We start from the raw sequence: 24,561 nt of genomic DNA, 5'->3' as shown, positions 1-24,561 counted from the left end.
TTACGACGACGGGCGGCGGAGCGAGTTGCTTCCAGCGAATGCTTCAGGTTACCGGCGGGGACGCCCCCTCAATCAAATCGCTCCCCCTCCATGGACCTCAAGGTCCTGCGCCGACCCTTTGTTGACAACGGTTTCCATATTTGTTGAAAATGAGTGTCATGAACGTACGACGACGCCTCATACCCGCCGCCCTGGCCTCCGCTCTCGGCCTCGGCGCCCTCACCGCCTGCTCCAGCGACAGCGCGGCGACGGGCAACACGGACAAGTTCGACGTCGTCGCGTCGTTCTACCCGATGGCCTTCCTCGCCGAGCAGATCGGCGGCGACCACGCGAACGTCACCAGCCTGACCAAGCCCGGCCAGGAGCCGCACGACCTGGAGATCAGCACCCAGCAGCGGGCGCAGCTCGAGGAGGCCGACGCGGCGCTCTACCTCAAGGGCCTCCAGCCCGCCGTCGACGAGGCGGTCTCGCAGACCGGCATCAAGACGAAGATCGACGCGGCCTCCCTGACCCACCTCGAGGACCACGGCACCGGCGGCCACAGCCACGAGGGGGAGGAAGGCCACACCCAGGAGGCCCCCTCCGAGGAGGAGGAGCACGCCCGCGACCCGCACGTCTGGCTCGACCCGGTGAAGTACGCCGAGGTCGCCCAGGGCGTCGGCAAGGCCTTCGAGAAGGCCGACCCCGACCACGCGGCCGACTACAAGAAGAACACCGAGGCCCTGGTCAAGAAGCTGAACGGGCTGAACAGCGACTTCGAGAACGGCCTGAGGAACACCAGGACCAAGGTCTTCTTCACCAACCACGCCGCCTTCGGCTACCTCGCCGAGCGCTACGGCCTCACCCAGGAGGCCATCTCCGGCCTCGACCCCGAGAGCGAGCCCAGCGCCGCCCGGGTCAGGGAGCTCCAGCAGGAGGCCAAGGCCGACGGCGTCACCACCGTCTTCTACGAGACACTGGTCTCCGACAAGACCGCGAAGACCCTCGCCAAGGACGCGAACCTCAAGACGGACGTCCTCGACCCGCTCGAGGGCATCACCGGCAAGTCCCGCGGCGACGACTACTTCCAGGTCATGGAATCCAACCTCAAGGCGCTTCAGGCAGCTCTGGGAGCCAAGTGATCGACCCATCGGAGGACGGCATGACCGAGCCCGTCATATCCCTGCGCGGCGTCCGCGCTGACCTGGGCTCACGCCCCGTCCTGCGCGGTATCGACCTCACCGTGCGGCGCGGCGAGGTCGTCGCCCTGCTCGGCGCGAACGGCTCCGGCAAGTCGACGGCCGTGCGCAGCGTCATCGGCCAGGTGCAGACCGGCGCCGGCGAGATCCGGCTGTTCGGCACGGACCGCAGGCGGTTCCGCGACTGGCACCGGGTGGGCTACGTCCCGCAGCGCACCACGGCCGCCGGCGGCGTGCCCGCCACCGTGACCGAGGTGGTCTCCTCCGGCCGCCTGTCGCGGGCCCGCTTCGGCATGCTGCGCAAGGCGGACCACGCGGCCGTACGGCGGGCCCTGGAGCTGGTCGGCATGGCGGACCGGGCCAAGGACTCGGTCGACGCCCTCTCCGGCGGCCAGCACCAGCGCGTCCTGATAGCCCGCGCCCTCGCCTCCGAACCCGAACTGCTGATCATGGACGAGCCGATGGCCGGCGTCGACCTGGCCAGCCAGGAGGTGCTCGCGCACACCCTGCGGGAGCAGGTCGGCCGGGGCACGACCGTGCTGCTCGTGCTGCACGAACTGGGCCCCCTGGAGCCGCTCATCGACCGGGCGGTCGTCCTGCGCGACGGCTGCGTCGTCCACGACGGCCCGCCCCCGAAGGCCGTCGGGCAGCACGCCCTGCCCGGCCACGACCACGTGCACCCGCACGCACCCGCGGGCGCAGAACCCCTCCGCACGGGACTGCTGAGCTGATGGACATCCTCGACTACGCCTTCATGCAGCGGGCCCTGCTCGCCGCCGTCCTGGTCGGCATCACCGCCCCCTCGGTGGGGATCTACCTGGTCCAGCGCCGCCAGGCCCTGATGGGCGACGGCATCGGCCACGTCGCGATGACCGGCGTCGGCCTCGGCTTCCTGCTGACCTGGTCCCCGGTGTGGATGGCGGCCCTCGTCTCCGTCCTCGGCGCGGTCCTCATGGAGCTGATCCGCTGGTACGGCAGGACCCGCGGCGACATCGCCCTCGCGATGCTGTTCTACGGCGGCATGGCCGGCGGTGTGATGTTCATCAACCTCGCGCCGACCGGCTCCAACGCCAACCTCACGTCGTACCTGTTCGGCTCCCTGTCGACGGTGTCCGAGTCGGACGTCACGGCGATCTGCGTGCTGGCCGCCTTCGTCGTCCTGGTCACCCTCGGCCTGCGCCGGCAGCTCTTCGCCGTCAGCCAGGACGAGGAGTTCGCCCGGGTGACGGGCCTGCCGGTGCGCGCCCTGAACCTGCTCACTGCGGTCACCGCGGCCGTCACGGTGACCGTGGCGATGCGCGTGGTGGGCCTGCTGCTGATCAGCGCGCTGATGGTGGTGCCGGTCGCGGCCGCCCAGCAGATCGGCCGCAGCTTCGCCGTCACCTTCGCGATCGCCGTCGCCATCGGCGTGAGCGTGACCATCGGCGGCACGGTCACCTCGTACTACCAGGACGTGCCGCCCGGCGCGACGATCGTGCTGCTGACCATCGGCGCGTTCATCGTGCTGACGGCGCTCGCGGCCCCGCTGGCCCGCCGCCGCGCCCGCGCCCGGTCCGCCGCTCAGGGCACCACGGACCCGGCGGAGTGCGCGATTCCGGCCACCCGGGGGACGTCCGACGAAGTCGGCGTCTGACCGCCCCCACCCCGGACTGGCACAATGGCCCGGGCAAGGCAGACGTGAGGAGGCAACGGTGACGACCGCTGGACCGTCCGTGAAGGGCCGCGCCACCAAGCAGCGGGCCGCTGTGGCGGCGGCCCTGCAGGAGGTCGACGAGTTCCGCAGCGCGCAGGAACTGCACGACATGCTCAAGCACAAGGGCGACTCGGTCGGGCTCACCACGGTCTACCGCACCCTCCAGTCCCTCGCCGACGCCGGCGAGGTCGACGTCCTGCGCACCGCCGACGGCGAGTCCGTCTACCGCCGCTGCTCCACCGACGACCATCACCACCACCTGGTGTGCCGCGGCTGCGGCAAGGCCGTCGAGGTGGAGGGCCCGGCGGTGGAGAAATGGGCGGAGTCCATCGCCGCCGAGCACGGCTATGTGAACGTGGCCCACACGGTGGAGATCTTCGGCACCTGCGCGGACTGCGCGGCCGCGGCGAAGTGACGTTCCGGGCGCCCTGGGGGGTGTCCGCTCGCGGCGGCAGAGCCGGCGTGACCGCCGCGATGACGAGCAACGCCCGCCCGGTGCCGAGCGGCACCAGCAGCAGCGTGCCCAGCACACCGCCGGTGAGGATCCCGCCGACGGTGGCCGTCCACCGCGTCCGGGCCGGCCGCCGAACCGCGACCCGGACGCGCGGCCGACGGCTACGCCCGGCCTACTGCTGCTTGCCCTCCATGGCCAGCAGCTCCTCGTTCGGGATGGCACCGCCGAACCGCCGGTCCCGGGAGGCGAACTCCAGGCACGCCCGCCACAGGTCACGCCGGTCGAAGTCCGGCCACAGCACGTCCTGGAAGACCATCTCCGCGTAGGCGCTCTGCCAGAGCAGGTAGTTGGAGGTGCGCTGCTCGCCGCTGGGACGCAGGAACAGGTCGACGTCCGGCATGTCCGGGTAGTACATGTACTTGGCGAAGGTCTTCTCGTTGACCTTCGACGGGTCGAGCTTCCCGCTCTTCACGTCCTCGGCCAGCGCCTGCGCCGCGTCGGCGATCTCGGCCCGCCCCCCGTAGTTCATGCAGAAGTACAGCGTGAGCCGGTCGTTCCCCTTGGTCTGCTCCTGGGCGATCTGGAGCTCCTTGGCGACCGAGCGCCACAGCTTGGGCATACGGCCCACCCAGCGCACCCGGATGCCCAGCTCGTCGAGCTGGTCGCGGGTCTTGCGGATGAAGTCCCGGTTGAAGTTCATCAGGAAGCGGACCTCGTCCGGCGACCGCTTCCAGTTCTCCGTGGAGAAGGCGTACAGGGAGATGGCGCCGACGCCCATCTCGATGGCGCCCTGCAGCACGTCGAGCACCCGCTCGGCGCCGACCTTGTGGCCCTCGGTGCGCGGCAGCCCCCGGTCCTTGGCCCACCGCCCGTTGCCGTCCATGACGATCGCCACATGCTTCGGTACGAGCTCCGCGGGGAGCTTCGGCGGCCGCGCGCCGGACGGGTGCGGCTCCGGCGTCCTGTACTCCCGGCGCTGCCGCCCCAGGATCCCGCGTACGGCCATGTGTCTCTCGTCTCCTCGTGCTCGCTTGCCTCTGTGCAGCTGTGCTCTCTGCACTTCTCTGCTGCTCTACTTCTCGACGTAGCGCAGGGAGCGCAGCCCGCGCTCCATGTGCCAGTGCAGATAGGCGGACACCAGCCCGCTTCCCTCCCGGACGTACCGCGCCTCGCAGGCGTCCGCGGTCTCCCAGTCTCCCGTAAGCAGCGCGCCGAGGAGTTCCAGGGCCTGCGGCGAGGGTACGACGCTGCCGGGCACCCGGCAGTCCACGCAGACGGAGCCGCCCGACGCGACCGAGAAGAACCGGTTCGGTCCCGGCATACCGCACTTGGCGCAGTCACTGAAGCTTGGTGCGTACCCGTTGACGGCGAGGGACCGCAGCAGGAACGCGTCGAGCACGAGATGCGGCGCGTGCTCACCCCGGGCGAGGGTGCGCAGCCCGCCGACGAGCAGCAGGTACTGCTGGACGGCCGGCTCCCCCTCGTGATCGGTGAACCGCTCGGCGGTCTCCAGCATCGCGGTCCCCGCGGTGTACCGGGCGTAGTCGCTCACGATCCCGCCACCATAGGGCGCGATCGTCTCACTCTGCGTGCACAGCGGCAGCCCGCGCCCGACGAGCTCGCTCCCCTTCGCGAAGAACTGGACGTCGACGTGGGAGAACGGTTCGAGGCGCGCGCCGAACTTGGACTTCGTCCGGCGCACGCCCCGGGCCACCGCCCGTACCCGACCGTGACCGCGAGTGAGCAGCGTGATGATCCGGTCCGCCTCACCCAGCTTCTGGGTGCGCAGCACGATGCCGTCGTCGCGGAACAGACTCATGGCGCCATTCTCGCAGGGCCGTCACGTCAGGGGACCTCGCCCCTGCTGCGTGCGTTGGCATACGCGGTCGCCGCGCGCAGCCGCTCGGCCGGGGTGGCGTACCGGACGGCACCGGGGTCGACGTCCCACTCCCTGCCACCCCCGTGCGGCCTCAACTGCACATAGGGCCCCTCATGCCCCATGACGATCCCGACGCGTCCACTGCTCATGTCCACGACGTACGCACCGAGCGGGAGCCTCATCGCAGAGCCGCCGCGAGGCGCCGGGCGGTCTCCACGGAACACCGGCCCAATTCCACGAGCGGGCAGGGCGCTTCCCGCGCAAGACTTACCGGGTCGAGTCCCAATGAGGGCAGGACAACTCCGGCCTTGGCGAGTTCGGCCCGCAATTCTTTCACCACGTCCTCCGCTTCTTCGGCGCAGAGCGCCGAGTGTCGTGCCTCCACCGTGCTCCCCTTCCCCTTCCGGTTTTACTCTTCGTGTCTCCACGATGACGCTCCGCGCCTACACTCGGGAGGGGGCGGAGCCCTACAACTACGGGGCAGCGCAGAGGGGTCCGGTAATGGCCAACGGTTCTCGGCAGGCGGCGTGGGAGTTCTTCGGAACGGAGCTGAAACGGCAGAGGGAGGACACCGGCCTCACCCAGGTGGAGCTGGGCTCCCGGGTATTCGTCTCCGGCGGCTACATCGGCCAGTTCGAACAGGCCATTCGCAAACCACAGTTGGATGTGGCCCAGCGGATCGACGGCGTGCTGCAAACCGGCGGTATTTTCGAGCGGTTGTGCAGGAAGCTGATTGACGACAACCGGTATGCGGAGTATTTCGCGGGGGTTGTGGAGCTGGAGGGGCAGGCTACGGCGATCTGCGAGTTCGAACCGACCGTGGTGCCAGGGCTCCTCCAAACACCGGCGTACACGAGAGCTCTCACTCTGGCGACGCATCCATTCGCGACGGACGAGTTCGTCGAGGAGAGAGTCGCCGCCCGCGTGGAACGCGCCCAGATCCTCGGTGGCGCTACAGGGCTGGTGTATTGGGTCGTTGTCCACGAGACCGTACTGCGCGTACCGGTGGGTGGGCCGGCTGTCACGGCCCGGGCTCTCGACCACATGGCCGACCTCGCGGACGCGCGCAAGGTGGTGTTGCAGGTGCTTCCGTTCTCCGCCGGGGCCCCTGCCAACAACGGCTCGCTACGGCTCATGGAGTTCCAGGACGCGCCGCCGGTCGCCTATACAGAGACGTCGTTCTCAGGGACGTTGGTCGATGATCCGGCCATGGTGAAGCGTGCGGAGCGCGCCTACGATCTGCTCAGGGGCGCCGCACTGTCGCCGGAGGCGTCCCTCGCCCTGGTCCGATCGGCGGCTGAGGACTTCAGACGATGCGCGAGTACGACCTGAGCAACGCCCACTGGCGAAAGAGCAGTCACAGCAACGGCGACGGCGGCAACTGCGTCGAAGTCGCCGACGGAACCCCCGGGTTGGTCCCCGTCCGGGACAGCAAGCTGACACCCGACGGCGGACCCGTACTCCTGGTCGGGCCGGACGCCTGGAGGGCGTTCATAGGTACGGTCGGGGCCGCCCGCTTCCTTGCCAGTGTCGTGCCTCCACGACCCGAGTAAAGGGCGCTGCGCGTCGCCTTCGGCGATGGCCCTGCGGGCCACCCTTGACTCGGCTCGCTCCGGCACGGGAGAGAAGCGAGCGAGCGGCCCGGGGAAAGCGGGGTCCCAGGCCGGGCGACGCTTGGGTCGCCTGCGTGGCTGACCGGCATCGGCGGGCGCACCCGCGCCTCGGCGGCACGCCGGGTGGTCTCAGCGGCTGACCGTCGGCACGTGGTGGTCCGCTGGCACAATGCCGCAACGAGTACGAGCACGAGCGCGGACGGCATACAAATTCTCCGCAGCGCCCGATGAGCCCGCGAGTGGAGCGATCGGGCCACTCCAACCCGCTATCCATGGGCCATTCCTGACCCAAACGCTCCACTCACACCCCACTCCGCCCCACATCGCACCCGCCCCACCCGGAACAGGCCGTCAGCCGCCGAGACCGGCCGGCGTGCATGCGAGGCGCGGCCGCGCCCGTCCACGCCGGTCGGCGACACGACGGGCCGAGGTCCGCGATCAGTCCTTGGCCACCCGCCTTTCCGGGCCGCCCGCTCGCTTCTCTCCCGTGATTCCGTGGGCCGAGTCAAGGGTCGGCCGGAGGCCGATCGGCGAAGCCGACGCGCAGCGCCCTTTACTCGGCCCACGGAATCACGACACTGGCAAGGAAGCGGGCGGCCCGACGACAGCGCCCCTGGAGGGCGAACGGGGCAGGGGGTAAACCCCCTATCGTCCCGGCCCGGGAACCCGCAACGGGTGGCCCGTAAGGCCGCGGACGTACGCCCCCTCTTCCTGCGGCTGGCTGAGCGGCTCGACCACGAGCCCATCCCATGGCCCGGTGCCAACCCGGCGGAGCTGAACGGCACCGTCCTGCGCCAGACCATGCTGGAGAGCCTGTACGACCCCGACGACCACCCCAAAAACGTCGCCCGGCTGATCCCTTTCGCTTGCTTTCTCCCCTTGGGCCCTTCCATGCCGCCCACTGTGCCGAGCGGGCGCTCCGTCCCGCTGTCGGCCGTCGGTCAACGGCAGCGCCACCAAGCTATGAGGTGCCGCGCCGGAAGAGAGCGGCTCACCTCTCGCCGAACCGGCGCACGTACCGCGACTGCCAGGGCGTTTCCACCGCCCGCCGGTCGTAGTGCTCGCGGACGTACGCCACGGCCTCCTCCGCCGGTACGCCGTCCAGCACCGCCAGGCAGGCCAGGGCCGTGCCCGTCCGGCCCCGGCCACCCCCGCAGGCGATCTCCACTCGCTCCCCGGCGGCCCGCTCCCATGCCCCTGTCAGGGCCACCCGGGCCGCTGCCCGGTCCGCGGGGAGGCGGAAGTCGGGCCAGCGGATCCAGTCCGACTCCCAGGGCGCCTCGGGTGGCTGCCGGCCGAGCAGGTAGACACCGTAGGCGGGGAGGGGCGCTGCGGGGTCCAGGGGCCGGCAAAGGCCCCGGCCCCGCACCAGCCGACCGGAAGGCAGTCGCAGGACGCCGGCGTCACTCTCGCTCCAGAGCTCACTCACGTCCCTCATCATGCTCTTCGCTCCCTTTTCCCGGCAGGCTGACAAGACGTCAACTCGTGTCACCCACGGCACCATTGGTCGGACCGGTGGCAGATACCGCCATTCGTGTTCACTCCCTTGACCGCCCCCACGGGCCCTCCTAAGGTCCCGCTGACCGCAGGACATAGGACGTCGTATCTCCTCAGTCAGTCCGTCTCCCTCCCGCCTCCTCTCCCCCCTCAGACCTCTCGCTGGAGGACCCGTGCGCGACGTGACCTTTGACGTGCCGGCGCTGCGGCGCCGGACGCTCCTGAAGTACACCGGCGCGCTGGGTGCGGCCGCCGCCGCCTCCGCGTCGTTGTCGGCCTGTTCGGCGGGCCCGGAGTCCACGAACGACACCGGCGGCGGCAGCGGCGGGGCGGACCGGACACTCACCGCGGTGATCGGCTACGGCAACGACGGCAGCTGGGACCCCACGCAGACGGCGTCCGCGTTCTGCATGGCCGCCAACAACCACATCTACGAGGGTCTGCTGGACACCGACCCGATTTCCCGCGAGCCGTACGCGGCCCTGGCGACCGAGGTGCCGAAGGACCCGGACAGCACGTCGTGGAGGTTCGAGCTGCGTGCCGGGGCCACGTTCCACGACGGCAAGCCCGTCACCGCGGACGATGTCGTCTTCGTCTTCGAGCGGATCCTCGACCCGGACACCCAGACCCTCGCCAAGGGCTTCTTCGCGAGCTGGCTGAAGGAGGCCCGGAAGATCGACGCGCGGAACGTGGAGCTGGTGCTCAAGTTCCCTTTCCCGGACGGGCTTTCCCGGCTGACGCTCGCCAAGATCATGCCGAGGCACGTCTTCTCGAAGCCGGGCGCCTGGGACGACGCCATCAAGGGCAAGGCGATCGGCTCGGGGCCGTACCGGCAGACCGCGCACCACCCCAAGTCGAACACGACCTTCGAGGCGTTCGACGGCTACAACGGCCCGCGGCCGCCCGCCTTCCGCAGGATGAACTGGCTGACGATCGTGGACGCGGCGCCCCGCGTCGCGAAGATCTCCGGGTCGAGCGCGGGCGCGCAGATCGCGGACAACATCCCCTACGCCAACATCGGGCAGTTGGAGAGCGGCGGGCTCGCGGTCGCCGGCGGGGCCGGGATGAACAACCTGTTCCTGATGTTCAACACCCAGCACAAGCCGTTCGACGACGTGCGCGTGCGCCAGGCGCTGCACTACGCCATCGACACCGGGAAGATGGTGGAGGTGGCGCTCAAGGGCCACGGGAAACCGTCGAGTTCGTTCCTCGACGAGGGCAATCCGTCCTACCGCCGGGCGAAGACGGTCTACGACTACGACCCGGACAAGGCGAAGGCGTTGCTGAAGGCCGCCGGGGTCAAGGGGCTGAGCATCGACATCCTCGCCGTGAACGTCAGCTGGATCGTCGACTGCCTGCCGACCATCAAGGCGTCCTGGGACGCGATCGGGGTCCGTACCACCCTGTCCCCGCAGGAGACCACGGCCGTGTTCACCAAGATGGACCAGAAGCAGGACTACCAGGTCGTCGCCGCCGCCTCGAACCCCAACCAGTTCGGCCTCGACGCCGACCTGATCATGCACTACAACTACGGGCCCGCGAACCTGTGGATGCAGTACACGCGCTGGGCCGGTGACTCCGTCGCCAAGGCGCTCTTCAAGGACATGGACCGGGCCACCCGGGAGCCGGACGCCGAGAAGAAGAAGGCGATGGTCCAGGACTACATCGACGTCGTCGCCGAGCAGGCGGTGCTGTACCCGGTCGTCCACAACGAGCTGATGACGGCCTGGGACCCGAAGCGGCTCAGCGGGATAAGGGCCCAGCCGTACCCGGGAATCAACCTGCTCCAGGCCAAGTGGGCCTAGCGGCATGACGGCCGTCCTGCGGATCCTGCTCCGCCGTGTCGCCCTGCTCGTGCCGCTGATGCTCGGCATCGTCCTGTTCGTGTTCCTGGTGATGCGGTTCTCGGACGTCGACCCGGCGTCCGCGTTCTTCCAGGGCGCCAACCCGACACCGCAGCAGCTGCACGACTTCCGCGAGGAACACGGCCTGCTCGACCCGCTGCCCGTGCGCTACGCCGCCTTCGTCGCCGACCTGCTCCACGGCGACCTGGGCACCAGCGCGCTGACCCGGGCGCCGGTGATCGACCAGGTCACCACCGCGCTGCCGCTCACCCTGCAGCTGACGTTCCTGGGGCTGGGCATCGCGGTCGTCCTCGCCCTGCTGGGTGGGGTGACCGCCGCGATCCACCGGGACCGGCTGCCCGACCAGATCATCCGGGTCGTGTCGCTGACCGGCGTCGCGACGCCCGGCTTCTGGCTGGCGCTGCTGATGATCCAGTACCTGGCGGTCGAGCTGGGCTGGTTCCCGACGGGCGGGTACGTCAACCCGGCCGACTCCTTCACCGGCTGGCTGAGGACGATGACGCTCCCCGCCCTCGCCCTCTCCCTCCCGGTGGCGGCGCAGCTGACCCGGATCGTGCGGACGGCCGTGGTGGAGGAGCTGGACAAGGACTACGTACGGACGGCGATCGGGAGCGGCCTGCCGCCCCGGGTGGTGGTCGGGCGGAACGTGCTGCGGAACGCCCTGATCAATCCGCTCACCGTGCTCGGTCTGCGCGTCGGCTATCTCCTGGGCGGCGCGGTCGTCATCGAGACGATCTTCTCGCTGCCCGGCATGGGCAAGCTGATGATCGACGCCGTGAGGAACGGGGATCCGGCCGTCGTCCAGGGCGTCGTCCTGACCACGGCGGCCGGGTTCGTCGTCGTGAACCTCGTCATCGACGTTCTCTACCTGCTGGTCAACCCGCGACTGAGGGATGCGACCACATGATCACCCGCATGATGACCCGTAAGGGCCTCACCGAGGCGATGTCCCGGCCCGGGGTCCGGCTGCGTGGCTGGCGCCGGCTGCCGCCGCCGTCGAAGGTCGCCGTCTGCTTCCTGGCGGTCGTCGTGCTGATGGCGCTGCTCGCGCCGCTCCTCGCCCCGCACGATCCGCTCGACCAGCAGCCGCCGGTCGACGGCACCGGGCATCCGTCCGCCGGGCACTGGATGGGCCAGGACAGCCTGGGCCGGGACATCCTGAGCCGGCTGATGTACGGGGCGCGCTGGTCGCTCGCCATCGGGCTCGGCGCGACCGGGCTCGCCCTGCTGGCCGGCGCGCTCCTCGGGGCGGTCGCGGCCACCTCCCGTAAGGCGGTCGACGAGACGCTGATGCGCTGTCTGGACGTGGTGATGGCGTTCCCGGGCATCGCGCTGGCCGCTGTGCTGGTGGCGGTGTTCGGCGGTGGTATCACGGTGCTGATCTGCGCGATCGCGTTCCTTTTCACCCCGCCGGTGGCGCGGGTGGTCCGGGCGAACGTCCTCGACCAGTACGGCGAGGACTATGTGACGGCGGAACGGGTGATCGGCGCCCGGACGCCGCACATCGTGCTGAAGCACGTGGCGATCAACTGCGCCGCGCCGGTGCTGGTGTTCTGCACGGTGCAGGTCGCCGAGGCGATCGTCTTCGAGGCGTCGTTGTCCTTCATCGGGGCGGGCGTACGGCCGCCCGACCCGTCCTGGGGCAGTGTCATCGCGGACGGCAAGAACATGGTGCTGACCGGCGGATGGTGGGCGACCGTGTTCCCGGGGCTGCTGATGCTGGTCACGGTGCTGTCGCTGAACATCCTGTCCGAGGGGGTGTCGGACGCGTGGGCGGCCCCGTCTGCCCGGGAGGTGGAGGCCCCCGGCGACGACCGGGAGGAGGCGCCGGAGCCCGGCAGCGGGGAGGTCGTGCAGCTGCCCGGTCTCGCGGAGGCGGCGCGGCGGCTGCGGGCCCGGGCCCGCCATCTGGCCCGGGACGGGCAGCCGGTGCTCGCGGTCGAGAACCTCGCCATCGGCTTCGAGGCGCGGCACGGCGGCGTGGACATCGTGGACGGCATCTGCTTCGAGGTGCACCCCGGTGAGGTGCTCGGGCTGGTCGGGGAGTCGGGCTGCGGCAAGTCGCTGACGGCGCTCGCGATCATGGGGCTCGAGCCGAAGGGCGCGCGCGTCAGGGGCCGAGTGCGCTTCGGCCGGCGGGATCTGCTCGCCGAGCCGATGCGGGTACGCCGCAGGCTGCTGGGTCACGAGATGGCGATGATCTACCAGGACGCCCTGTCGTCGCTGAACCCGGCGATGACGATCCGCGCGCAGCTGAAACAGGTCGTCCGGCGCGGAGGCCGGCGCAGTCCGGCCGAGCTGCTGACGATGGTGGGCCTCGACCCCGAGCGCACCCTGCGCAGCTACCCGCACGAGCTGTCGGGTGGGCAGCGCCAGCGCGTCCTGATCGCGATGGCCCTGTCACGCGATCCGAAGCTGATCGTCGCCGACGAACCGACGACCGCCCTCGACGTCACGGTGCAGGCGCAGGTCGTGGAGCTGCTGCTGCGGCTGCGCGAGGAGCTGGGCTTCGCGCTGATCCTCGTCTCGCACGACCTGGCGCTGGTCGCGGACGTCACCGACCGGGTGGTGGTGATGTACGGCGGACAGATCGTGGAGTCGGGTGTGACCGCCGACCTGGTGGAGGCTCCGGCCCACCACTACACGCGCGGCCTGCTCGGCAGTGTGCTGTCGCTGGAGTCGGGGCAGGAGCGGATGACGCAGATCGAGGGGGTCGTGCCGTCCCCGGCGGACTTCCCGGCGGGGTGCCGGTTCGCCGACCGGTGTCCACGGGCGAGCGGGGTGTGCCGGACGACGGTTCCCGTCCTCGCCGGGACCTCGGCGCACACGGCTGCCTGCCATCACCCGGCTGTCGATCTGGTGACGGCCGAGCCCGAGGCGGTGTCGTGAGCGCCCTGGTGGAGGTGTCCGACGCACACGTCGTGCACAGGGCCCGCAGCGGCGGCCTCTTCACCCGCGACCGGGTGTACGCCCTGACCGGCGCCGATCTGGCCATCGCCCCGGGCGAGACCGTCGGGGTGGTCGGTGAGTCGGGCTGCGGGAAGTCGACCCTGGCGAAGGTCCTGGTGGGGGTGGAGCGGCCGACGCGGGGGACGGTGTCGTTCCGGGGCCGCGACCTGTGGGCGATGCCGGCCGCCGAGCGCCGCCGGGCCGTCGGCGGAGGCACCGGCATGATCTTCCAGGACCCGTCGACGGCCCTGAACCGCCGCCTGACCGTCCGGCAGATCCTGCGGGACCCGCTGGACGTGCACGCCCGGGGTACGAGAAGCCGGCGCGACGAGCGGGTCCGGGAGCTCATGTCCCTCGTCGGCCTCCCCCGGGCCCTCGCCGACGCCCTGCCGGGTCAGCTGTCGGGCGGGCAGCGGCAGCGCGTCGCGATCGCCCGGGCGCTGGCGCTCGACCCGGACCTGGTCGTGGCGGACGAGCCGACCAGCGCCCTGGACGTCTCGGTCCGGGCGCAGATCCTCAACCTCCTCCTCGATTTGAAGGAACGCCTGGGTCTGGCCCTGGTGTTCGTCTCGCACGACATCCAGACCGTGCGGCGGATGAGCGACCGCATGATCACCATGTACCTGGGCCGGATCGTGGAGGAGACCCCGGCCGCCCTGGTCACCGGCCGGGCCCGGCACCCGTACACCCGCGCTCTCTTCTCCGCCACGCCCGGACTGCTCGACCCGATCGACCCGATCCCGCTGGCCGGCCCGGTCCCGTCCGCGACGCGCCCGCCGAGTGGCTGCCCGTTCCGGACCCGCTGCTGGAAGGCGGACGAGTCGTGCGCGGAGGTGATGCCGGACTTCTCGGCCGCGTCGGCCCCCGCGCACCGCTTCCGCTGCCACCATCCTGTCCAGGAGGACGAGTCGACCCGCGATCTCGTCCGCCGGAGCGACCCGATGGAGGCCTCATGACGACGATCACCCCGCTGAGCGGTGTCATCCCGCCCGTCTGCACGCCCCTGACACCGGATCGCGAGGTGGACGTCCCCTCGCTGCTCAGGCTGGTCGACCATCTGGTGGCCGGCGGAGTGCACGGCCTGTTCGTGCTCGGGTCGTCGTCGGAGGCGGCCTATCTGACGGACGGACAGCGCAGGCTGGTGGTCGAGTCGGTCACGGCCCATGTCGGCGGACGGCTCCCGGTGCTGGCCGGGGCCATCGACATGACGACGCCCCGGGTGCTGGACCATGTCGCGTCGGTGACGGCGGCCGGCGCGGACGGGGTCGTCGTCACCGCGCCGTTCTACGCGCGCACCCATCCGGCGGAGATCGCCCGCCACTACCGGGCGGTCGCGGCGGCGAGCCCGGTCCCGGTCGTCGCCTACGACATCCCCGTCGCCGTCCACACGAAGCTGCCGGCGGACGTCGTCCTGAAGCTGGCCGCCGACGGCGTCCTGGCCGGGCTGAAGGACTCCAGCGGCGACCTCGCGGCCTTCCGCAAGGTCGTGACCGGCGCCCGGGGCCAGGGCATCAGCGGCTTCAGTGTGCTGACCGGCTCCGAGCTGATCGTCGACTCCGCGCTCGCGGCCGGCGCGGACGGCGCGGTGCCCGGCCTCGCCAACGTCGACCCGCACGGCTACGTCCGCCTCCACGACCTGTGCCGCTCCGGGGACTGGGACGGGGCCCGTGCCGAACAGGAGCGGCTGTGCGCCCTGTTCGGCATGGTGACCGTCGCGGACCCGGCGCGCATGGGCCCCGGCTCCTCGGCGCTCGGTGCCTTCAAGGCGGCCCTGCACCTGCGGGGCGTGATCGACTGCCCGGCCACGGCGGAGCCTCAGGTGCCGCTGGAGCAGGACGAGGTGGCTCGGGTGGGCAAGTACCTGGCGGCGGCCGGGCTGCACTAGAGCTCGTCGACGGACAGGCGGCGGAACTCGATCGTCTCGTAGGCCCCCCGCGTTCCCGTCTCGTACAGGATCCCCACCGTTCGCCGGCCGAGCGGCACCAGGTCGGAGTAGGCCGCGGGCTGCTGGGAGAGCGTCCGGGCCTTGGTGAAGCCGGAGCCGCCGTCCGTGCTGCGCCAGACGGCCATGGCCCGGCGGGCGGTGGGGACGGACGGGCCGGAGAACAGCAACGGCCCTCCCCGGAGTCGGAGGACACTGCCCTGGACGACCGGGACCTCGTCCAGGGCCGGCTGCACGGCGTAGGGCCGGTCGAGGGACGAGCCGCCGTCGCTCGAATGACTGTCGAGGCGGTTGCCGACGCTGGTGCCGTGCTGGTCGCGGGCGTTGAAGTACACCCTCCCGTCAGGTAGCTCGGCGGCGGTCGACTCGTTGGCGTTGTCCACGCCGTCGTAGGAGTCGTCGACGAAGCCCAGTCGCCAGGTCCGGCCGCCGTCGTCGCTGAGGAGCGCGTGGGCGCCGTAGTGCCGGGGCTCCTGGCCGGTGTCCGGGGAACCGGCGGGCGGGGCGGCCGAGTGGTTGGCGGGGACGACCAGGCGGCCCGCGTACGGACCCCGGGTCAGGGCGATCGCGTGGCCGGGGCCGGTCGCGTACCAGCGCCAGGAGGGGCGTTTCACCTGCGCCGTGATCTCGCGGGGCGGGCTGAAGTGCCGACCGTCGTCGCGGCTGTGCTGCACGAACACCCGGCGGCTCTGTTCGGGCGTCACCTCGCCGCGCATGATCTGGGCTTCGGTCACCTTGCCGCTGTTGTAGGAGGTGAGGAGCACCACCGCTCCGGTGCGCGGGTCGACGACGGGGGCCGGGTTGCCCCGGGTGTCCCCGTCCCCGGCGGCGACGACGGTGAGCGGGCCCCAGGTGCAGCCGCCGTCCGTCGAGCGCCTGAGGACGACGTCGATGGCGCCGGTGTCGCCCGCGCCACCGCGTCGCCCTTCGGCGAAGGCGAGGACGGTCCCCCTGCGGGTGACGACCGTGGCCGGGATGCGGTACGTGTCGTAGCCGCCCTCGCCCGAGACGTACGGGACGGAGGAGGCGCAGCCGGGGGCGGCCGAGGCTTGGGTGGCGACGGTGAGGGGGGCGAGGAGCGCCGAGGTGACGAGGAGTGTGCGGCTGAGGAGTCTCATCCTTCTCCCAGGAGAGCGTCGGGCCGTGCCTGTCCGTCAGATGTTCCCCGGTGTCACGATCCCCGACTCGCAGGCGACGATGACGAGCTGCGCCCGGTCCCGCGCCGTCAGCTTGCCCATGATGCGGCTGACGTGGGTCTTCGCGGTGAGGGGACTGAGTCCCAACGCCTCGGCGATCTCGGTGTTGTCGATGCCGCGCGCGACCAGCGCGAGCACCTGCCGCTCCCGGTCCGACAGGCACTCCGGCCGGCCGGTCTCCGGTGCGGAGGGGCTGCGCAGGAACCGCTCGATCAGCCGTGCCGTGGGCCCGGGCGACATCGGGGGTTACAGCCAAAGGCGGTACGGGCCGGGGACTACTCCCCGGGGAGTAGCGCGGGGCGAGTCTTACGACGGTGTACGCGCGGCCGCCGCCAGCAGCCGCGTCACGTCGTCCGAGCAGATGGTGAGCGCGGCCCCGACCGTCGCGAGGACGTCCCGCTCGGCCGGGGTGTACGGGGCGTCCGCCAGGGCGATCCGCGCCCCCTGGAGCAGGATCGATTCGCGGCCGACGGTGGCGAGGTGCGGGGCGAGCGGATCCAGCGCCTCGTGCAGCTCTATGGCGAGACCCGTACCGCAGGGCTCGCCGGTGATCCGCCCGGTGTCCGCCTCCAGCGCCTCGACGAGGGCGGCCAGCTGCTCCTCCGTGCAGTCGTCGAATCCGGCGGCGCGCACGGCGAGGACGGCGGCCTCCAGCGCGGTGCGCGAACCGGCGCCGCCCGCCGCCAGCACGGCGAGGGCGACGGTGTGCACGGCGTCGCGGAGCATCGCGGAGAAGCGGATGGTGGTCGGATGGTCGAGGACGTCCGTGCCGAAGTGGCGGCGGCAGGCGGCGCACTCCACCACCGGGCCGGTCTCGCCGCGCGGCAGCACGGGCAGGCCGAGCAGGGTGAAGCGGCGCTGTCCGGTCAGCCGCTGGTAGTTGCGGTCGCCGCCGCAGCCGGGGCAGAAGAACTCCCCGTCGCCGGCGGCCGTCCATGCGATACGGGTGCCCAGGATGCGCGAACCCCTGGCGGCATGGCCGTTTCGTCCCCGTCCTGGCAGCACGTCGCACCTCCGTCACGCCGCACGGCGGCGTCGCCGCGCTTGCGTGATGTTAGCCACATCCATGAGGAGGAGTCAGTACCCCGGAGGAGACCTTTCCGTGACCCTCACAGGGATTGGCCGGTATGTGACGGGGCTCCGCCCGCCGGACAACAGCGGACGGAGCCCTCGAAACCGCCTCCAGGGCTGGTCAGCGCGTCGCGCGGTTGACGGCCGAGACGACCGCCTTCAGCGAGGCGCGCGTGGTGTTCGCGTCGATTCCGATCCCCCACAGGACCTTGTCGTCGATCGCGCACTCGATGTAGGAGGCGGCCTGCGCGGAGGCGCCCTCGCTCATCGTGTGCTCCTGGTAGTCCAGCAGGCGCACGTCGATGCCGACGGACTGCAGCGCGTCGAAGAAGGCCGAGATCGGGCCGTTGCCTGATCCGGTCAGGACGGTGTCCTGCCCGTCGACCGTGGCCTCCACCTTCAGCGTGTCCACACCGTCGGTGTCGGTGGTCGACTGGTTGTTCTTGACCTGGATCCGGCCCCACGGGTTCTCGGGGTTCGGCAGGTACTCGTCCCGGAAGACCGACCAGATGTCCTTCGGCGTGACCTCGCCGCCCTCGGCGTCCGTCTTGGCCTGGATGATCTTGGAGAACTCGATCTGCATCCGGCGCGGCAGTTCCAGCTTGTGGTCGTTCTTCAGGACGTAGGCGATACCGCCCTTGCCGGACTGCGAGTTGACCCGGATGACCGCCTCGTAGGAGCGGCCGACGTCCTTGGGGTCGATCGGCAGGTAGGGGACGGCCCACTCGATGTCGTCGACGGTGACGCCCTTGGCGGCCGCGTCGGCCTCCATGGCGTCGAAGCCCTTCTTGATGGCGTCCTGGTGGGAGCCGGAGAAGGACGTGTAGACCAGGTCGCCCACGTACGGGTGGCGCGGGTGGACCTCCATCTGGTTGCAGTACTCCCACGTGCGACGGATCTCGTCGATGTCGGAGAAGTCGATCTGCGGGTCGACGCCCTGGGAGAACAGGTTCATGCCCAGGGTGACCAGGTCGACGTTGCCGGTGCGCTCGCCCTGGCCGAACAGGCAGCCCTCGACGCGGTCGGCGCCGGCCATCAGGGCCAGCTCGGCGGCGGCGACGGCGGTGCCGCGGTCGTTGTGCGGGTGGACCGACAGGCAGACGTGCTCGCGGCGGGAGAGGTTGCGGCCCATCCACTCGAAGCGGTCCGCGTGGGTCGACGGGGTCGAACGCTCAACGGTGGCGGGCAGGTTGAGGATGATCTCGCGGCCCGGGCCGGGCTGCCAGACGTCCATGACCGCCTCGCAGACCTCCAGGGCGAAGTCCAGCTCGGTGTCGGTGAAGATCTCGGGGCTGTACTGGTAGCCGAACTCGGTCTCGGGGCCCAGCAGCTTGTCCGCGTACTCCATGACCAGGCGCGTGCCGTCGACGGCGATCTGCTTGATGTCTTCCTTGGAGCCCCGGAAGACGACCCGGCGGAAGACGGGGGCCGTGGCGTTGTAGAGGTGCACGGTCGCGCGCTTGGCGCCCTTCAGGGACTCCACGGTGCGCTCGATCAGGTCCTCGCGGGCCTGGGTCAGCACGGAGATGGTGACGTCGTCGGGGATGGCGCCCGGCTCTTCGATGATCGACCGTACGAAGTCGAAGTCCGTCTGGCCGGAGGCCGGGAAGCCGACCTCGATCTCCTTGTAGCCCATCTTGACCAGCAGATCGAACATGGCGCGCTTGCGGGCGGGCGACATGGGGTCGATCAGGGCCTGGTTGCCGTCACGCAGATCGGTGGAGAGCCAGCGGGGGGCGGTGGTGACGCGGTTCTGCGGCCAGGTGCGGTCCGGGATGTCGACCTGCTCGTAGCGGCCGTACTTGTGGATCGGCATGGAACTGGGCTGCTGGCGGTTGGCCATGATGCTTCGGGCTCCTCAGAGTGTCCGGATGGACGGCCGACGACGCAGCACCAAGCTCCGCGGGGAGGGAGTCGGCCTCGACTACAGGCCCTCGCCGCGGCAGCTAAGGAGAAGCAGCCCGAAACGCATGATGCGCAGCATGCTAGCCGAGGCCCTCCGGATGCGCCGGTCCGTATCAGTATGCGGGACCGGCTGCGCATACGGGACAAAAAGTGCGCTATACCACTTCCCCATACCACCTCACCACGGAGAGTGAGGATCGTTGTCCCGGTATTTCACCAATCATGGTGGCGACTAGTGACAGTGTCGTCACACAGTGCAAAGGTGCCGGACATGACGACTCACGGGGGCTTCGAGCCCGTCTTCTGCACCATCGTCCCGCCCCACGTCCTCGACAAGCTCGCCCAGGCCGAGGACCCCGCGCTGGCGGGTCCCGCCCGCCGCACCCTGCAGCGCGACGCCTACGAGCGCACCCAGCGCCGCCTCACCACGGTCATCGGCGCCGCCGCCGTCGCCTCGGTCGCCGACGGCAAACCGCGGCGCACGATCCACGACGCCGGCAACGGCACCGACCTGCCCGGCCGCAAGGTCCGCGGGGAGGGCGAGGACCCCGGCAGGGACGCCACCGTCAACCGCGCCTACGCCGGCCTCGGCGCCACCTTCGAGCTGCTGCTCACGGCGTACCGGCGCGACTCGATCGACGGGAACGGGCTGCCGCTGGACGCGACGGTCCACTACGACCGCGACTACAACAACGCCTTCTGGAACGGCGAGCAGATGGTCTTCGGCGACGGGGACGGGGAGATCTTCCTCGACTTCACCATCCCGATCGACGTCATCGGGCACGAACTCGCGCACGGCGTCACCCAGTACACGGCCAACCTCACCTACTTCGGCCAGCCGGGCGCGCTGAACGAGTCGGTGTCGGACGTCTTCGGCTCGCTCATCAAGCAGTACACCCTCGGCCAGACCGCCGCCGAGGCCGACTGGCTGATCGGCGCGGGCCTGCTCGCCCCGCGGGTGACGGGCGTGGCGCTGCGCTCCATGAAGGAGCCGGGCACGGCGTACGACGACGACGTCCTCGGCAAGGATCCGCAGCCCGCGACGATGGACGACTTCGTCCGCACCGGCCGCGACAACGGCGGTGTCCACATCAACTCGGGCATCCCGAACCACGCCTTCTACCTCGCTGCCACGGCCCTCGGCGGCTACGCCTGGGAGCGTGCGGGACAGATCTGGTACGACGTGCTGACCGGCGGTGAGCTGAGGGAGCAGGCGATGTTCGTCGACTTCGCCACGCTCACCGTCAAGGCCGCGCGGGAGCGGTACGGCGACGGGGACGAGCTGGACGCCGTGTCGAAGGCCTGGGAGCAGGTCGGGGTGCGGACCCTGTAGTTCCGTACTAGACAGGTGCCATGCGGATTCAGGTGAGGCGCACGGGCGGGTTCGCGGGCATCGAGCGGTTCGCCGAGGTGGACACCTCGGGCCGCCTCGATGCCTCCGAGTGGCACGCCCTGGCCGAGCGGGCGGTCGCCGCCGGCCGGACCACCCCGCCGGTCGGGGTCCCGGACGGCTTCAGCTACCAGATCACCGTGGACGGCAGGACGGTGTACTGCGCGGACCCCCGGCTCACCGAGGAGCAGCGGAAGCTGATCTCTCGGGTGTTGAGGGACGGGGCGTAACAGGTCCTCGGCAGCGGCCTGTTGACTTCCGTTACCGCTGGTACGGATGATCCGCGCATGGCGACTGACGCAGGCACCCCGATCCCCCGTTTCCCGGCCGGCTTCCTCTGGGGCGTGTCCACCTCGGCGCACCAGATCGAGGGTGCTGCTCAGACGCGCGAGCCGTCCGTGTGGGACGCCTTCACGGCCGAGCCCGGACGGGTGAAGGACGGCTCGACGGCGGCGGTGGCCTGCGACCACTACCACCGCCACCGGGAGGACGTGGCGCTCCTGGCCGATCTGGGGGTGAACGCGTACCGTTTCTCGGTCTCCTGGCCGAGGACGCGGTCGGAGAAGGGCCTGGACTTCTACGACCGGCTGGTGGACGACCTGTGCGCGGCGGGCGTCCGCCCGGTGCCGACCCTGTTCCACTGGGACCTGCCGACGGACCTGGACTGGCTGGAGCGCTCCACGGCGGATCGCTTCGCCGAGTACGTGTCGCTGGTGGCCGGCCGCCTCGGTGACCGCGTGACGAAGTGGATCACCCTGAACGAGCCGGCCGAGCACACCCTGCTCGGCCACGCCCTGGGCGTCCACGCACCGGGCAGGCGGCTGCTGTTCGACGCGCTCCCGGCCGCCCACCACCAGCTGCTGGCCCACGGCCTGGCCGTCCGTGCCCTGCGCGCCACGGGCGCCACGGACATCGGCATCGCCAACTCGCACGGCCCGACCTGGGCGGCGTCCACCGAGGCGGCGGACGTCGAGGCGGCCGACTTCTACGACCTCCTGCTGAACCGCCTGTTCGCGGACCCGCTGCTGCTGGGCCGGTACCCGGACGGCATCGGTGAGCTGATGCCCGGGGACGTCGAGGCCGACCTGAAGGTGATCGCCGAGCCGCTCGACTGGTACGGGATCAACTACTACGCGCCGACCCGGGTGGGCGCCCCGCAGGGCACGGAGATCGAGTTCGGCGGTGTCAGCATGCCCGCCGGACTCCCCTTCTCGGTGCGGCAGATCGAAGGGCACCCGGTCACCGACTTCGGCTGGCCGGTCGTGCCCGAGGGTCTCACCGAACTCCTCACCGGCTTCCGGGACCGCTACGGCGACCGTCTCCCGCCCGTCGTCATCACCGAGAACGGCTGCTCCTACCCGGGCGTCGACGACCAGGACCGCATCGCCTACCTCGACGGCCACGTCCGGGCCCTGCACCGGGCCGTGGCGGCGGGCGTCGACGTGCGGGGCTACTTCGTGTGGTCCCTGCTGGACAACTTCGAGTGGGCGGAGGGCTACGCCCGCCGCTTCGGCCTGGTCCACGTCGACTTCGACACCCTGGAGCGGACCCCGAAGGCGTCGTACCGCTGGTACCGGGAGATGCTGCGGGCCCAGGGGTCCACGGCCTGATTTCCGTCCCGGTTCACACCCTGATGGTTGCGGTATCAACTGCTCTGCGAGCATAGTTACTTGTGCGAACAGGGCTCCGGAAGTCCGAAGTCCACTTTCCGGCCGTTCCGTTGCCTGCCTCGCCCACCCCCACGGAAGGCGACCGCCGTGTCCCCCCACACGACTTCTCCCCGTTTCCTGGACGCGGTGCGCCCGGGCCGCACGCACTGGCTGGAACTGCCGCCCCACCGGACCAGTGCCAGAGTCGCCCGTCACGCCACGCAGGCCCGGCTGACCTCGTGGCGGGTGCCCGACGAGGCGTGCGCGAACGCCGTGCTGCTGGTGTCCGAGCTGGTGACCAACGCCGTCCTGCACACTCTCAGCGAGCACATCCTGTGCGGTGTGGGCCGGCTGACCGACGACCACTTCCGGCTGGAGGTGCACGACGGCGACCTCACGGGCCACCGCATACCCGACTGCCGCCCCGGCCCCGACGACGAGCACGGCCGCGGGCTCCTGCTCGTCAGCGAGATAGCCGTCAGCTGGGGAATCGTCCGCTCCCCGCTCACGGGCGGCAACGCGGTCTGGGCCAGCCTGGCCACCGCCTCCTAGTGACGCGGCACCAGCGACCGGGGCTCAGAACCCGAGCCGGCGCAACTGCTTCGGATCCCGCTGCCAGTCCTTGGCGACCTTCACGTGGAGGTCCAGGAACACGGGAGTGCCGAGGAGCGCCTCGATCTGCTTGCGGGACTTGATGCCGACGTCCTTCAGGCGTTTGCCCTTGGGGCCGATGATGATGCCCTTCTGGCTGGGGCGCTCGATGTAGACGAAGGCATGGATGTCGAGGAGGGGCTTGTCGGCGGGGCGGTCCTCGCGGGGGAGCATCTCCTCGACCACCACCGCGATGGAGTGCGGCAGCTCGTCGCGGACGCCTTCCAGGGCCGCCTCGCGGATCAGCTCGGCGATCATGACCTGCTCGGGCTCGTCCGTGAGGTCACCCTCGGGGTAGAGGGCGGGACCCTCCGGAAGCAGCGGGACCAGGAGGTCCGCCAGCAGCTCGACCTGCTTGTCGCCGACCGCCGACACCGGGACGATCTCCGCCCACTCGATGCCCAGCTCCTTGCCCAGCTGGTCGATCGCGATGAGCTGCTCGGCCAGCCTCTTGGAGTCGACGAGGTCCGTCTTGGTGACGATGGCGACCTTCGGCGACTTCTTGATCCCCGCGAGCTCCTTGGCGATGAAACGGTCACCGGGACCGATCTTCTCGTTCGCCGGCAGGCAGAAGCCGATCACGTCGACCTCGGCCCAGGTGGTGCGGACGACGTCGTTGAGCCGCTCGCCCAGCAGCGTGCGCGGCTTGTGCAGCCCCGGGGTGTCGACCAGGATCAGCTGCGCGTCCGGGCGGTGCACGATGCCGCGCACGGTGTGCCGCGTCGTCTGCGGCTGGTTCGCTGTGATCGCCACCTTCTGGCCGACCAGAGCGTTCGTCAGGGTCGACTTGCCCGCGTTGGGGCGGCCGACGAAGCAGGCGAAGCCGGCACGGTGGACGGTCTCGCCCGACTCTTCGGATGACTGGGTGCGAACGCTCATGCCGCCCATTCTCCCTGATCCACGAGGCCTCTGAGCACAGCCCCCGCGCACCCCTCCTGGCTGCCAGGGCGGGCGCGGGCCGGACGCGCCGTGGATCGCGCCCGGACCCGCCGGGATCAGCCGGGCGGGATCAGTCGAGAACGAACGGGCCCGGCGACTGCGGCCCGGCCGCCGTGCAGGGGGATGGTGATACCGAAGACGGTCATCCGCAGCGAGCCGAAGGCCTCCAGGCACGCAAGGTGGGAATCCGGCCTTATTACCGACGGTTACAGCGAATTCAGCCAGGCTGACCCGGACGGCCTGTCGGTCATCGACCAGCCCGTCCGGCGTTTGAGGACGAGGCCGCCAAGGCCGACGGGGGGCTGGGGGGGCGCAGCCCCCAGGACCTCAGCCCGCCGAGACCGTAAGCCGAACGACCCCGTCGGGCCCCGCCACCAGCACGGGCGTCTGCGCGCCACCGAGGTCCCGTACCGCCGCCCGGTCCTCCGCGGAAGCGGTCTCCGACTCGGTCACGACCGCCGCGGCCTCCAGCGACGTGGCGCCGGAGGCCACCGCCATGGCCACCGCCGTCCGAAGGGCGCTGAGCTTCAGGGAGTCGAGGGCCACGGTCGCGGCGACATAGGTGCGGCCGGTCTCGTCGCGTACGGCCGCCCCCTCGGGCACACCGTTGCGGGCCCGCGCGGAACGGGCCAGGGTGACGATCTTGCGGTCCTCGGGGTCGAGCGCGCTGCTGTCGGTCATGATCCGAGC

Annotated in this window: 25 protein-coding genes and 2 pseudogenes; 16 read left to right on the top strand and 11 right to left on the bottom strand. The window is 70.8% G+C overall.

Annotated features, from left to right (window positions below; all coding sequences use genetic code 11):
- Positions 1 to 158 precede the first annotated feature (158 nt).
- From IE212_RS08385 to IE212_RS08370, 4 genes are read left to right on the top strand one after another with little or no spacing between them, the layout of a single operon-like run.
- Positions 159 to 1,121, top strand: a complete 963-nt coding sequence (locus IE212_RS08385) for a zinc ABC transporter substrate-binding protein (RefSeq protein ID WP_190197089.1) — start codon at positions 159 to 161, stop codon at positions 1,119 to 1,121.
- Positions 1,122 to 1,141: 20 nt separating this feature from the next.
- The gene (locus IE212_RS08380; RefSeq protein ID WP_190197088.1) at positions 1,142 to 1,909 is read left to right on the top strand and encodes a metal ABC transporter ATP-binding protein; all 768 of its coding nucleotides are present in this window, start codon (positions 1,142 to 1,144) and stop codon (positions 1,907 to 1,909) included.
- Entirely contained in the window at positions 1,909 to 2,811 is a 903-nt protein-coding gene (locus tag IE212_RS08375; RefSeq protein WP_190197087.1) for a metal ABC transporter permease, read from the top strand. Before IE212_RS08380 ends, IE212_RS08375 begins: the two co-directional genes overlap by 1 nt.
- A gap of 58 nt (positions 2,812 to 2,869) precedes the next feature.
- Positions 2,870 to 3,286, top strand: coding sequence for a Fur family transcriptional regulator (locus tag IE212_RS08370; protein ID WP_003990107.1), 417 nt, complete (start codon positions 2,870 to 2,872; stop codon positions 3,284 to 3,286).
- Between the two features lie 211 nt (positions 3,287 to 3,497).
- On the opposite strand, the gene IE212_RS08365 is transcribed toward IE212_RS08370, so the two are convergent.
- From IE212_RS08365 to IE212_RS34830, 4 genes are all read right to left on the bottom strand, one after another.
- Positions 3,498 to 4,331 carry an isoprenyl transferase gene (locus IE212_RS08365; protein WP_190197086.1) on the bottom strand — a complete coding sequence of 278 codons (834 nt, stop codon included), beginning with the start codon at positions 4,329 to 4,331 and terminating at the stop codon, positions 3,498 to 3,500.
- A 66-nt stretch (positions 4,332 to 4,397) separates the two neighbouring features.
- Complete coding sequence (gene recO / locus IE212_RS08360; RefSeq protein ID WP_190197085.1) at positions 4,398 to 5,144, bottom strand: DNA repair protein RecO; 747 nt, start codon at positions 5,142 to 5,144, stop codon at positions 4,398 to 4,400.
- A gap of 26 nt (positions 5,145 to 5,170) precedes the next feature.
- Complete coding sequence (locus IE212_RS08355) at positions 5,171 to 5,386, bottom strand: hypothetical protein (RefSeq protein ID WP_190197084.1); 216 nt, start codon at positions 5,384 to 5,386, stop codon at positions 5,171 to 5,173.
- Positions 5,383 to 5,589, bottom strand: coding sequence for a hypothetical protein (locus tag IE212_RS34830; RefSeq protein ID WP_229864135.1), 207 nt, complete (start codon positions 5,587 to 5,589; stop codon positions 5,383 to 5,385). Before IE212_RS34830 ends, IE212_RS08355 begins: the two co-directional genes overlap by 4 nt.
- A 116-nt stretch (positions 5,590 to 5,705) precedes the next feature.
- On the opposite strand from IE212_RS34830, the gene IE212_RS08350 reads away from it, so the two are divergent.
- The 3 genes and pseudogenes from IE212_RS08350 to IE212_RS34825 all read left to right on the top strand — a co-directional run.
- Positions 5,706 to 6,536 carry a helix-turn-helix domain-containing protein gene (locus IE212_RS08350; protein WP_190197355.1) on the top strand — a complete coding sequence of 277 codons (831 nt, stop codon included), beginning with the start codon at positions 5,706 to 5,708 and terminating at the stop codon, positions 6,534 to 6,536.
- The gene (locus tag IE212_RS08345) at positions 6,518 to 6,757 is read left to right on the top strand and encodes a DUF397 domain-containing protein (protein ID WP_190197083.1); all 240 of its coding nucleotides are present in this window, start codon (positions 6,518 to 6,520) and stop codon (positions 6,755 to 6,757) included. Before IE212_RS08350 ends, IE212_RS08345 begins: the two co-directional genes overlap by 19 nt.
- Positions 6,758 to 7,465: 708 nt before the next feature.
- Positions 7,466 to 7,717, top strand: a pseudogene (locus IE212_RS34825) (alpha/beta hydrolase); the annotation flags it as partial.
- Positions 7,718 to 7,808: 91 nt separating this feature from the next.
- On the opposite strand, the gene IE212_RS08340 reads toward IE212_RS34825, so the two are convergent.
- Entirely contained in the window at positions 7,809 to 8,246 is a 438-nt protein-coding gene (locus IE212_RS08340; protein WP_373301358.1) for a protein-tyrosine phosphatase family protein, read from the bottom strand.
- A gap of 241 nt (positions 8,247 to 8,487) precedes the next feature.
- Here IE212_RS08340 and IE212_RS08335 point away from each other — a divergent pair, with 241 nt between their 5' ends.
- From IE212_RS08335 to IE212_RS08315, 5 genes are read left to right on the top strand one after another with little or no spacing between them, the layout of a single operon-like run.
- Positions 8,488 to 10,119 (top strand): ABC transporter substrate-binding protein, encoded by a 1,632-nt coding sequence (locus IE212_RS08335; protein ID WP_190197082.1) that lies wholly within the window; start codon positions 8,488 to 8,490, stop codon positions 10,117 to 10,119.
- 4 nt (positions 10,120 to 10,123) lie between these two features.
- A complete protein-coding gene (locus IE212_RS08330) occupies positions 10,124 to 11,086 on the top strand; it encodes an ABC transporter permease (RefSeq protein WP_190197081.1) in 963 nt (320 codons plus the stop codon).
- A gap of 8 nt (positions 11,087 to 11,094) precedes the next feature.
- Positions 11,095 to 13,068: a dipeptide/oligopeptide/nickel ABC transporter permease/ATP-binding protein gene (locus IE212_RS08325; protein WP_190197080.1), complete on the top strand. Its 1,974-nt coding sequence runs from the start codon at positions 11,095 to 11,097 to the stop codon at positions 13,066 to 13,068.
- On the top strand, positions 13,065 to 14,084 hold the full coding sequence (locus IE212_RS08320; protein WP_190197079.1) for an oligopeptide/dipeptide ABC transporter ATP-binding protein: 1,020 nt from the start codon (positions 13,065 to 13,067) through the stop codon (positions 14,082 to 14,084). Before IE212_RS08325 ends, IE212_RS08320 begins: the two co-directional genes overlap by 4 nt.
- Positions 14,081 to 15,013 (top strand): dihydrodipicolinate synthase family protein, encoded by a 933-nt coding sequence (locus IE212_RS08315; RefSeq protein WP_190197078.1) that lies wholly within the window; start codon positions 14,081 to 14,083, stop codon positions 15,011 to 15,013. The genes IE212_RS08320 and IE212_RS08315 overlap by 4 nt, the downstream gene beginning before the upstream one ends.
- Here IE212_RS08315 and IE212_RS08310 read toward each other — a convergent pair.
- The 4 genes and pseudogenes from IE212_RS08310 to leuA all read right to left on the bottom strand — a co-directional run bounded on the left by IE212_RS08310 (position 15,010) and on the right by leuA (position 19,180).
- Positions 15,010 to 16,188, bottom strand: coding sequence for a sialidase family protein (locus IE212_RS08310; RefSeq protein WP_190197077.1), 1,179 nt, complete (start codon positions 16,186 to 16,188; stop codon positions 15,010 to 15,012). The genes IE212_RS08315 and IE212_RS08310 overlap by 4 nt on opposite strands.
- Positions 16,189 to 16,224: 36 nt before the next feature.
- Positions 16,225 to 16,506: pseudogene (locus tag IE212_RS08305) on the bottom strand (response regulator transcription factor); the annotation flags it as partial.
- Between the two features lie 66 nt (positions 16,507 to 16,572).
- On the bottom strand, positions 16,573 to 17,271 hold the full coding sequence (locus tag IE212_RS08300; RefSeq protein WP_190197076.1) for a TerB family tellurite resistance protein: 699 nt from the start codon (positions 17,269 to 17,271) through the stop codon (positions 16,573 to 16,575).
- A gap of 187 nt (positions 17,272 to 17,458) precedes the next feature.
- Positions 17,459 to 19,180, bottom strand: a complete 1,722-nt coding sequence (gene leuA, locus IE212_RS08295; RefSeq protein WP_190197075.1) for a 2-isopropylmalate synthase — start codon at positions 19,178 to 19,180, stop codon at positions 17,459 to 17,461.
- A gap of 333 nt (positions 19,181 to 19,513) precedes the next feature.
- Here leuA and IE212_RS08290 point away from each other — a divergent pair, with 333 nt between their 5' ends.
- The 4 genes from IE212_RS08290 (at position 19,514) to IE212_RS08275 (ending at position 22,833) form a co-directional block, all read left to right on the top strand.
- Positions 19,514 to 20,575, top strand: coding sequence for a M4 family metallopeptidase (locus IE212_RS08290; RefSeq protein ID WP_190197074.1), 1,062 nt, complete (start codon positions 19,514 to 19,516; stop codon positions 20,573 to 20,575).
- Positions 20,576 to 20,595: 20 nt separating this feature from the next.
- Positions 20,596 to 20,862 (top strand): protealysin inhibitor emfourin, encoded by a 267-nt coding sequence (locus tag IE212_RS08285; RefSeq protein ID WP_190197073.1) that lies wholly within the window; start codon positions 20,596 to 20,598, stop codon positions 20,860 to 20,862.
- 57 nt (positions 20,863 to 20,919) lie between these two features.
- Positions 20,920 to 22,242: a GH1 family beta-glucosidase gene (locus IE212_RS08280; RefSeq protein WP_190197072.1), complete on the top strand. Its 1,323-nt coding sequence runs from the start codon at positions 20,920 to 20,922 to the stop codon at positions 22,240 to 22,242.
- 147 nt (positions 22,243 to 22,389) lie between these two features.
- Positions 22,390 to 22,833, top strand: coding sequence for an ATP-binding protein (locus IE212_RS08275; RefSeq protein ID WP_229864133.1), 444 nt, complete (start codon positions 22,390 to 22,392; stop codon positions 22,831 to 22,833).
- A 24-nt stretch (positions 22,834 to 22,857) separates the two neighbouring features.
- On the opposite strand, the gene era is transcribed toward IE212_RS08275, so the two are convergent.
- Both era and IE212_RS08265 read right to left on the bottom strand, forming a co-directional pair.
- The gene (gene era, locus IE212_RS08270) at positions 22,858 to 23,811 is read right to left on the bottom strand and encodes a GTPase Era (protein ID WP_190197070.1); all 954 of its coding nucleotides are present in this window, start codon (positions 23,809 to 23,811) and stop codon (positions 22,858 to 22,860) included.
- Between the two features lie 387 nt (positions 23,812 to 24,198).
- A complete protein-coding gene (locus IE212_RS08265) occupies positions 24,199 to 24,552 on the bottom strand; it encodes a cytidine deaminase-like protein (protein WP_190197069.1) in 354 nt (117 codons plus the stop codon).
- Between the last annotated feature and the right edge of the window lie 9 nt (positions 24,553 to 24,561).

The organism is Streptomyces djakartensis (assembly GCF_014651075.1).
In the GTDB taxonomy this organism is placed as follows: domain Bacteria; phylum Actinomycetota; class Actinomycetes; order Streptomycetales; family Streptomycetaceae; genus Streptomyces; species Streptomyces djakartensis.
Note: the sequence above shows the minus strand (reverse complement) of the source record. Positions and strands in the feature narration are given on the sequence as shown.

What these genes read in the sequence shown, in the direction of transcription:
- IE212_RS08385 (WP_190197089.1), top strand. Translation starts at nt 159, where the DNA reads ATGAACGTACGACGACGCCTCATACCCGCCGCCCTGGCCTCCGCTCTC.
- IE212_RS08380 (WP_190197088.1), top strand. Translation starts at nt 1,142, where the DNA reads ATGACCGAGCCCGTCATATCCCTGCGCGGCGTCCGCGCTGACCTGGGC.
- IE212_RS08375 (WP_190197087.1), top strand. Translation starts at nt 1,909, where the DNA reads ATGGACATCCTCGACTACGCCTTCATGCAGCGGGCCCTGCTCGCCGCC.
- IE212_RS08365 (WP_190197086.1), bottom strand. Translation starts at nt 4,331, where the DNA reads ATGGCCGTACGCGGGATCCTGGGGCGGCAGCGCCGGGAGTACAGGACG.
- recO (WP_190197085.1), bottom strand. Translation starts at nt 5,144, where the DNA reads ATGAGTCTGTTCCGCGACGACGGCATCGTGCTGCGCACCCAGAAGCTG.
- IE212_RS08355 (WP_190197084.1), bottom strand. Translation starts at nt 5,386, where the DNA reads ATGAGGCTCCCGCTCGGTGCGTACGTCGTGGACATGAGCAGTGGACGC.
- IE212_RS08350 (WP_190197355.1), top strand. Translation starts at nt 5,706, where the DNA reads ATGGCCAACGGTTCTCGGCAGGCGGCGTGGGAGTTCTTCGGAACGGAG.
- IE212_RS08345 (WP_190197083.1), top strand. Translation starts at nt 6,518, where the DNA reads ATGCGCGAGTACGACCTGAGCAACGCCCACTGGCGAAAGAGCAGTCAC.
- IE212_RS08330 (WP_190197081.1), top strand. Translation starts at nt 10,124, where the DNA reads ATGACGGCCGTCCTGCGGATCCTGCTCCGCCGTGTCGCCCTGCTCGTG.
- IE212_RS08325 (WP_190197080.1), top strand. Translation starts at nt 11,095, where the DNA reads ATGATGACCCGTAAGGGCCTCACCGAGGCGATGTCCCGGCCCGGGGTC.
- IE212_RS08315 (WP_190197078.1), top strand. Translation starts at nt 14,081, where the DNA reads ATGACGACGATCACCCCGCTGAGCGGTGTCATCCCGCCCGTCTGCACG.
- IE212_RS08310 (WP_190197077.1), bottom strand. Translation starts at nt 16,188, where the DNA reads ATGAGACTCCTCAGCCGCACACTCCTCGTCACCTCGGCGCTCCTCGCC.
- leuA (WP_190197075.1), bottom strand. Translation starts at nt 19,180, where the DNA reads ATGGCCAACCGCCAGCAGCCCAGTTCCATGCCGATCCACAAGTACGGC.
- IE212_RS08290 (WP_190197074.1), top strand. Translation starts at nt 19,514, where the DNA reads ATGACGACTCACGGGGGCTTCGAGCCCGTCTTCTGCACCATCGTCCCG.
- IE212_RS08285 (WP_190197073.1), top strand. Translation starts at nt 20,596, where the DNA reads ATGCGGATTCAGGTGAGGCGCACGGGCGGGTTCGCGGGCATCGAGCGG.
- IE212_RS08280 (WP_190197072.1), top strand. Translation starts at nt 20,920, where the DNA reads ATGGCGACTGACGCAGGCACCCCGATCCCCCGTTTCCCGGCCGGCTTC.
- era (WP_190197070.1), bottom strand. Translation starts at nt 23,811, where the DNA reads ATGAGCGTTCGCACCCAGTCATCCGAAGAGTCGGGCGAGACCGTCCAC.
- IE212_RS08265 (WP_190197069.1), bottom strand. Translation starts at nt 24,552, where the DNA reads ATGACCGACAGCAGCGCGCTCGACCCCGAGGACCGCAAGATCGTCACC.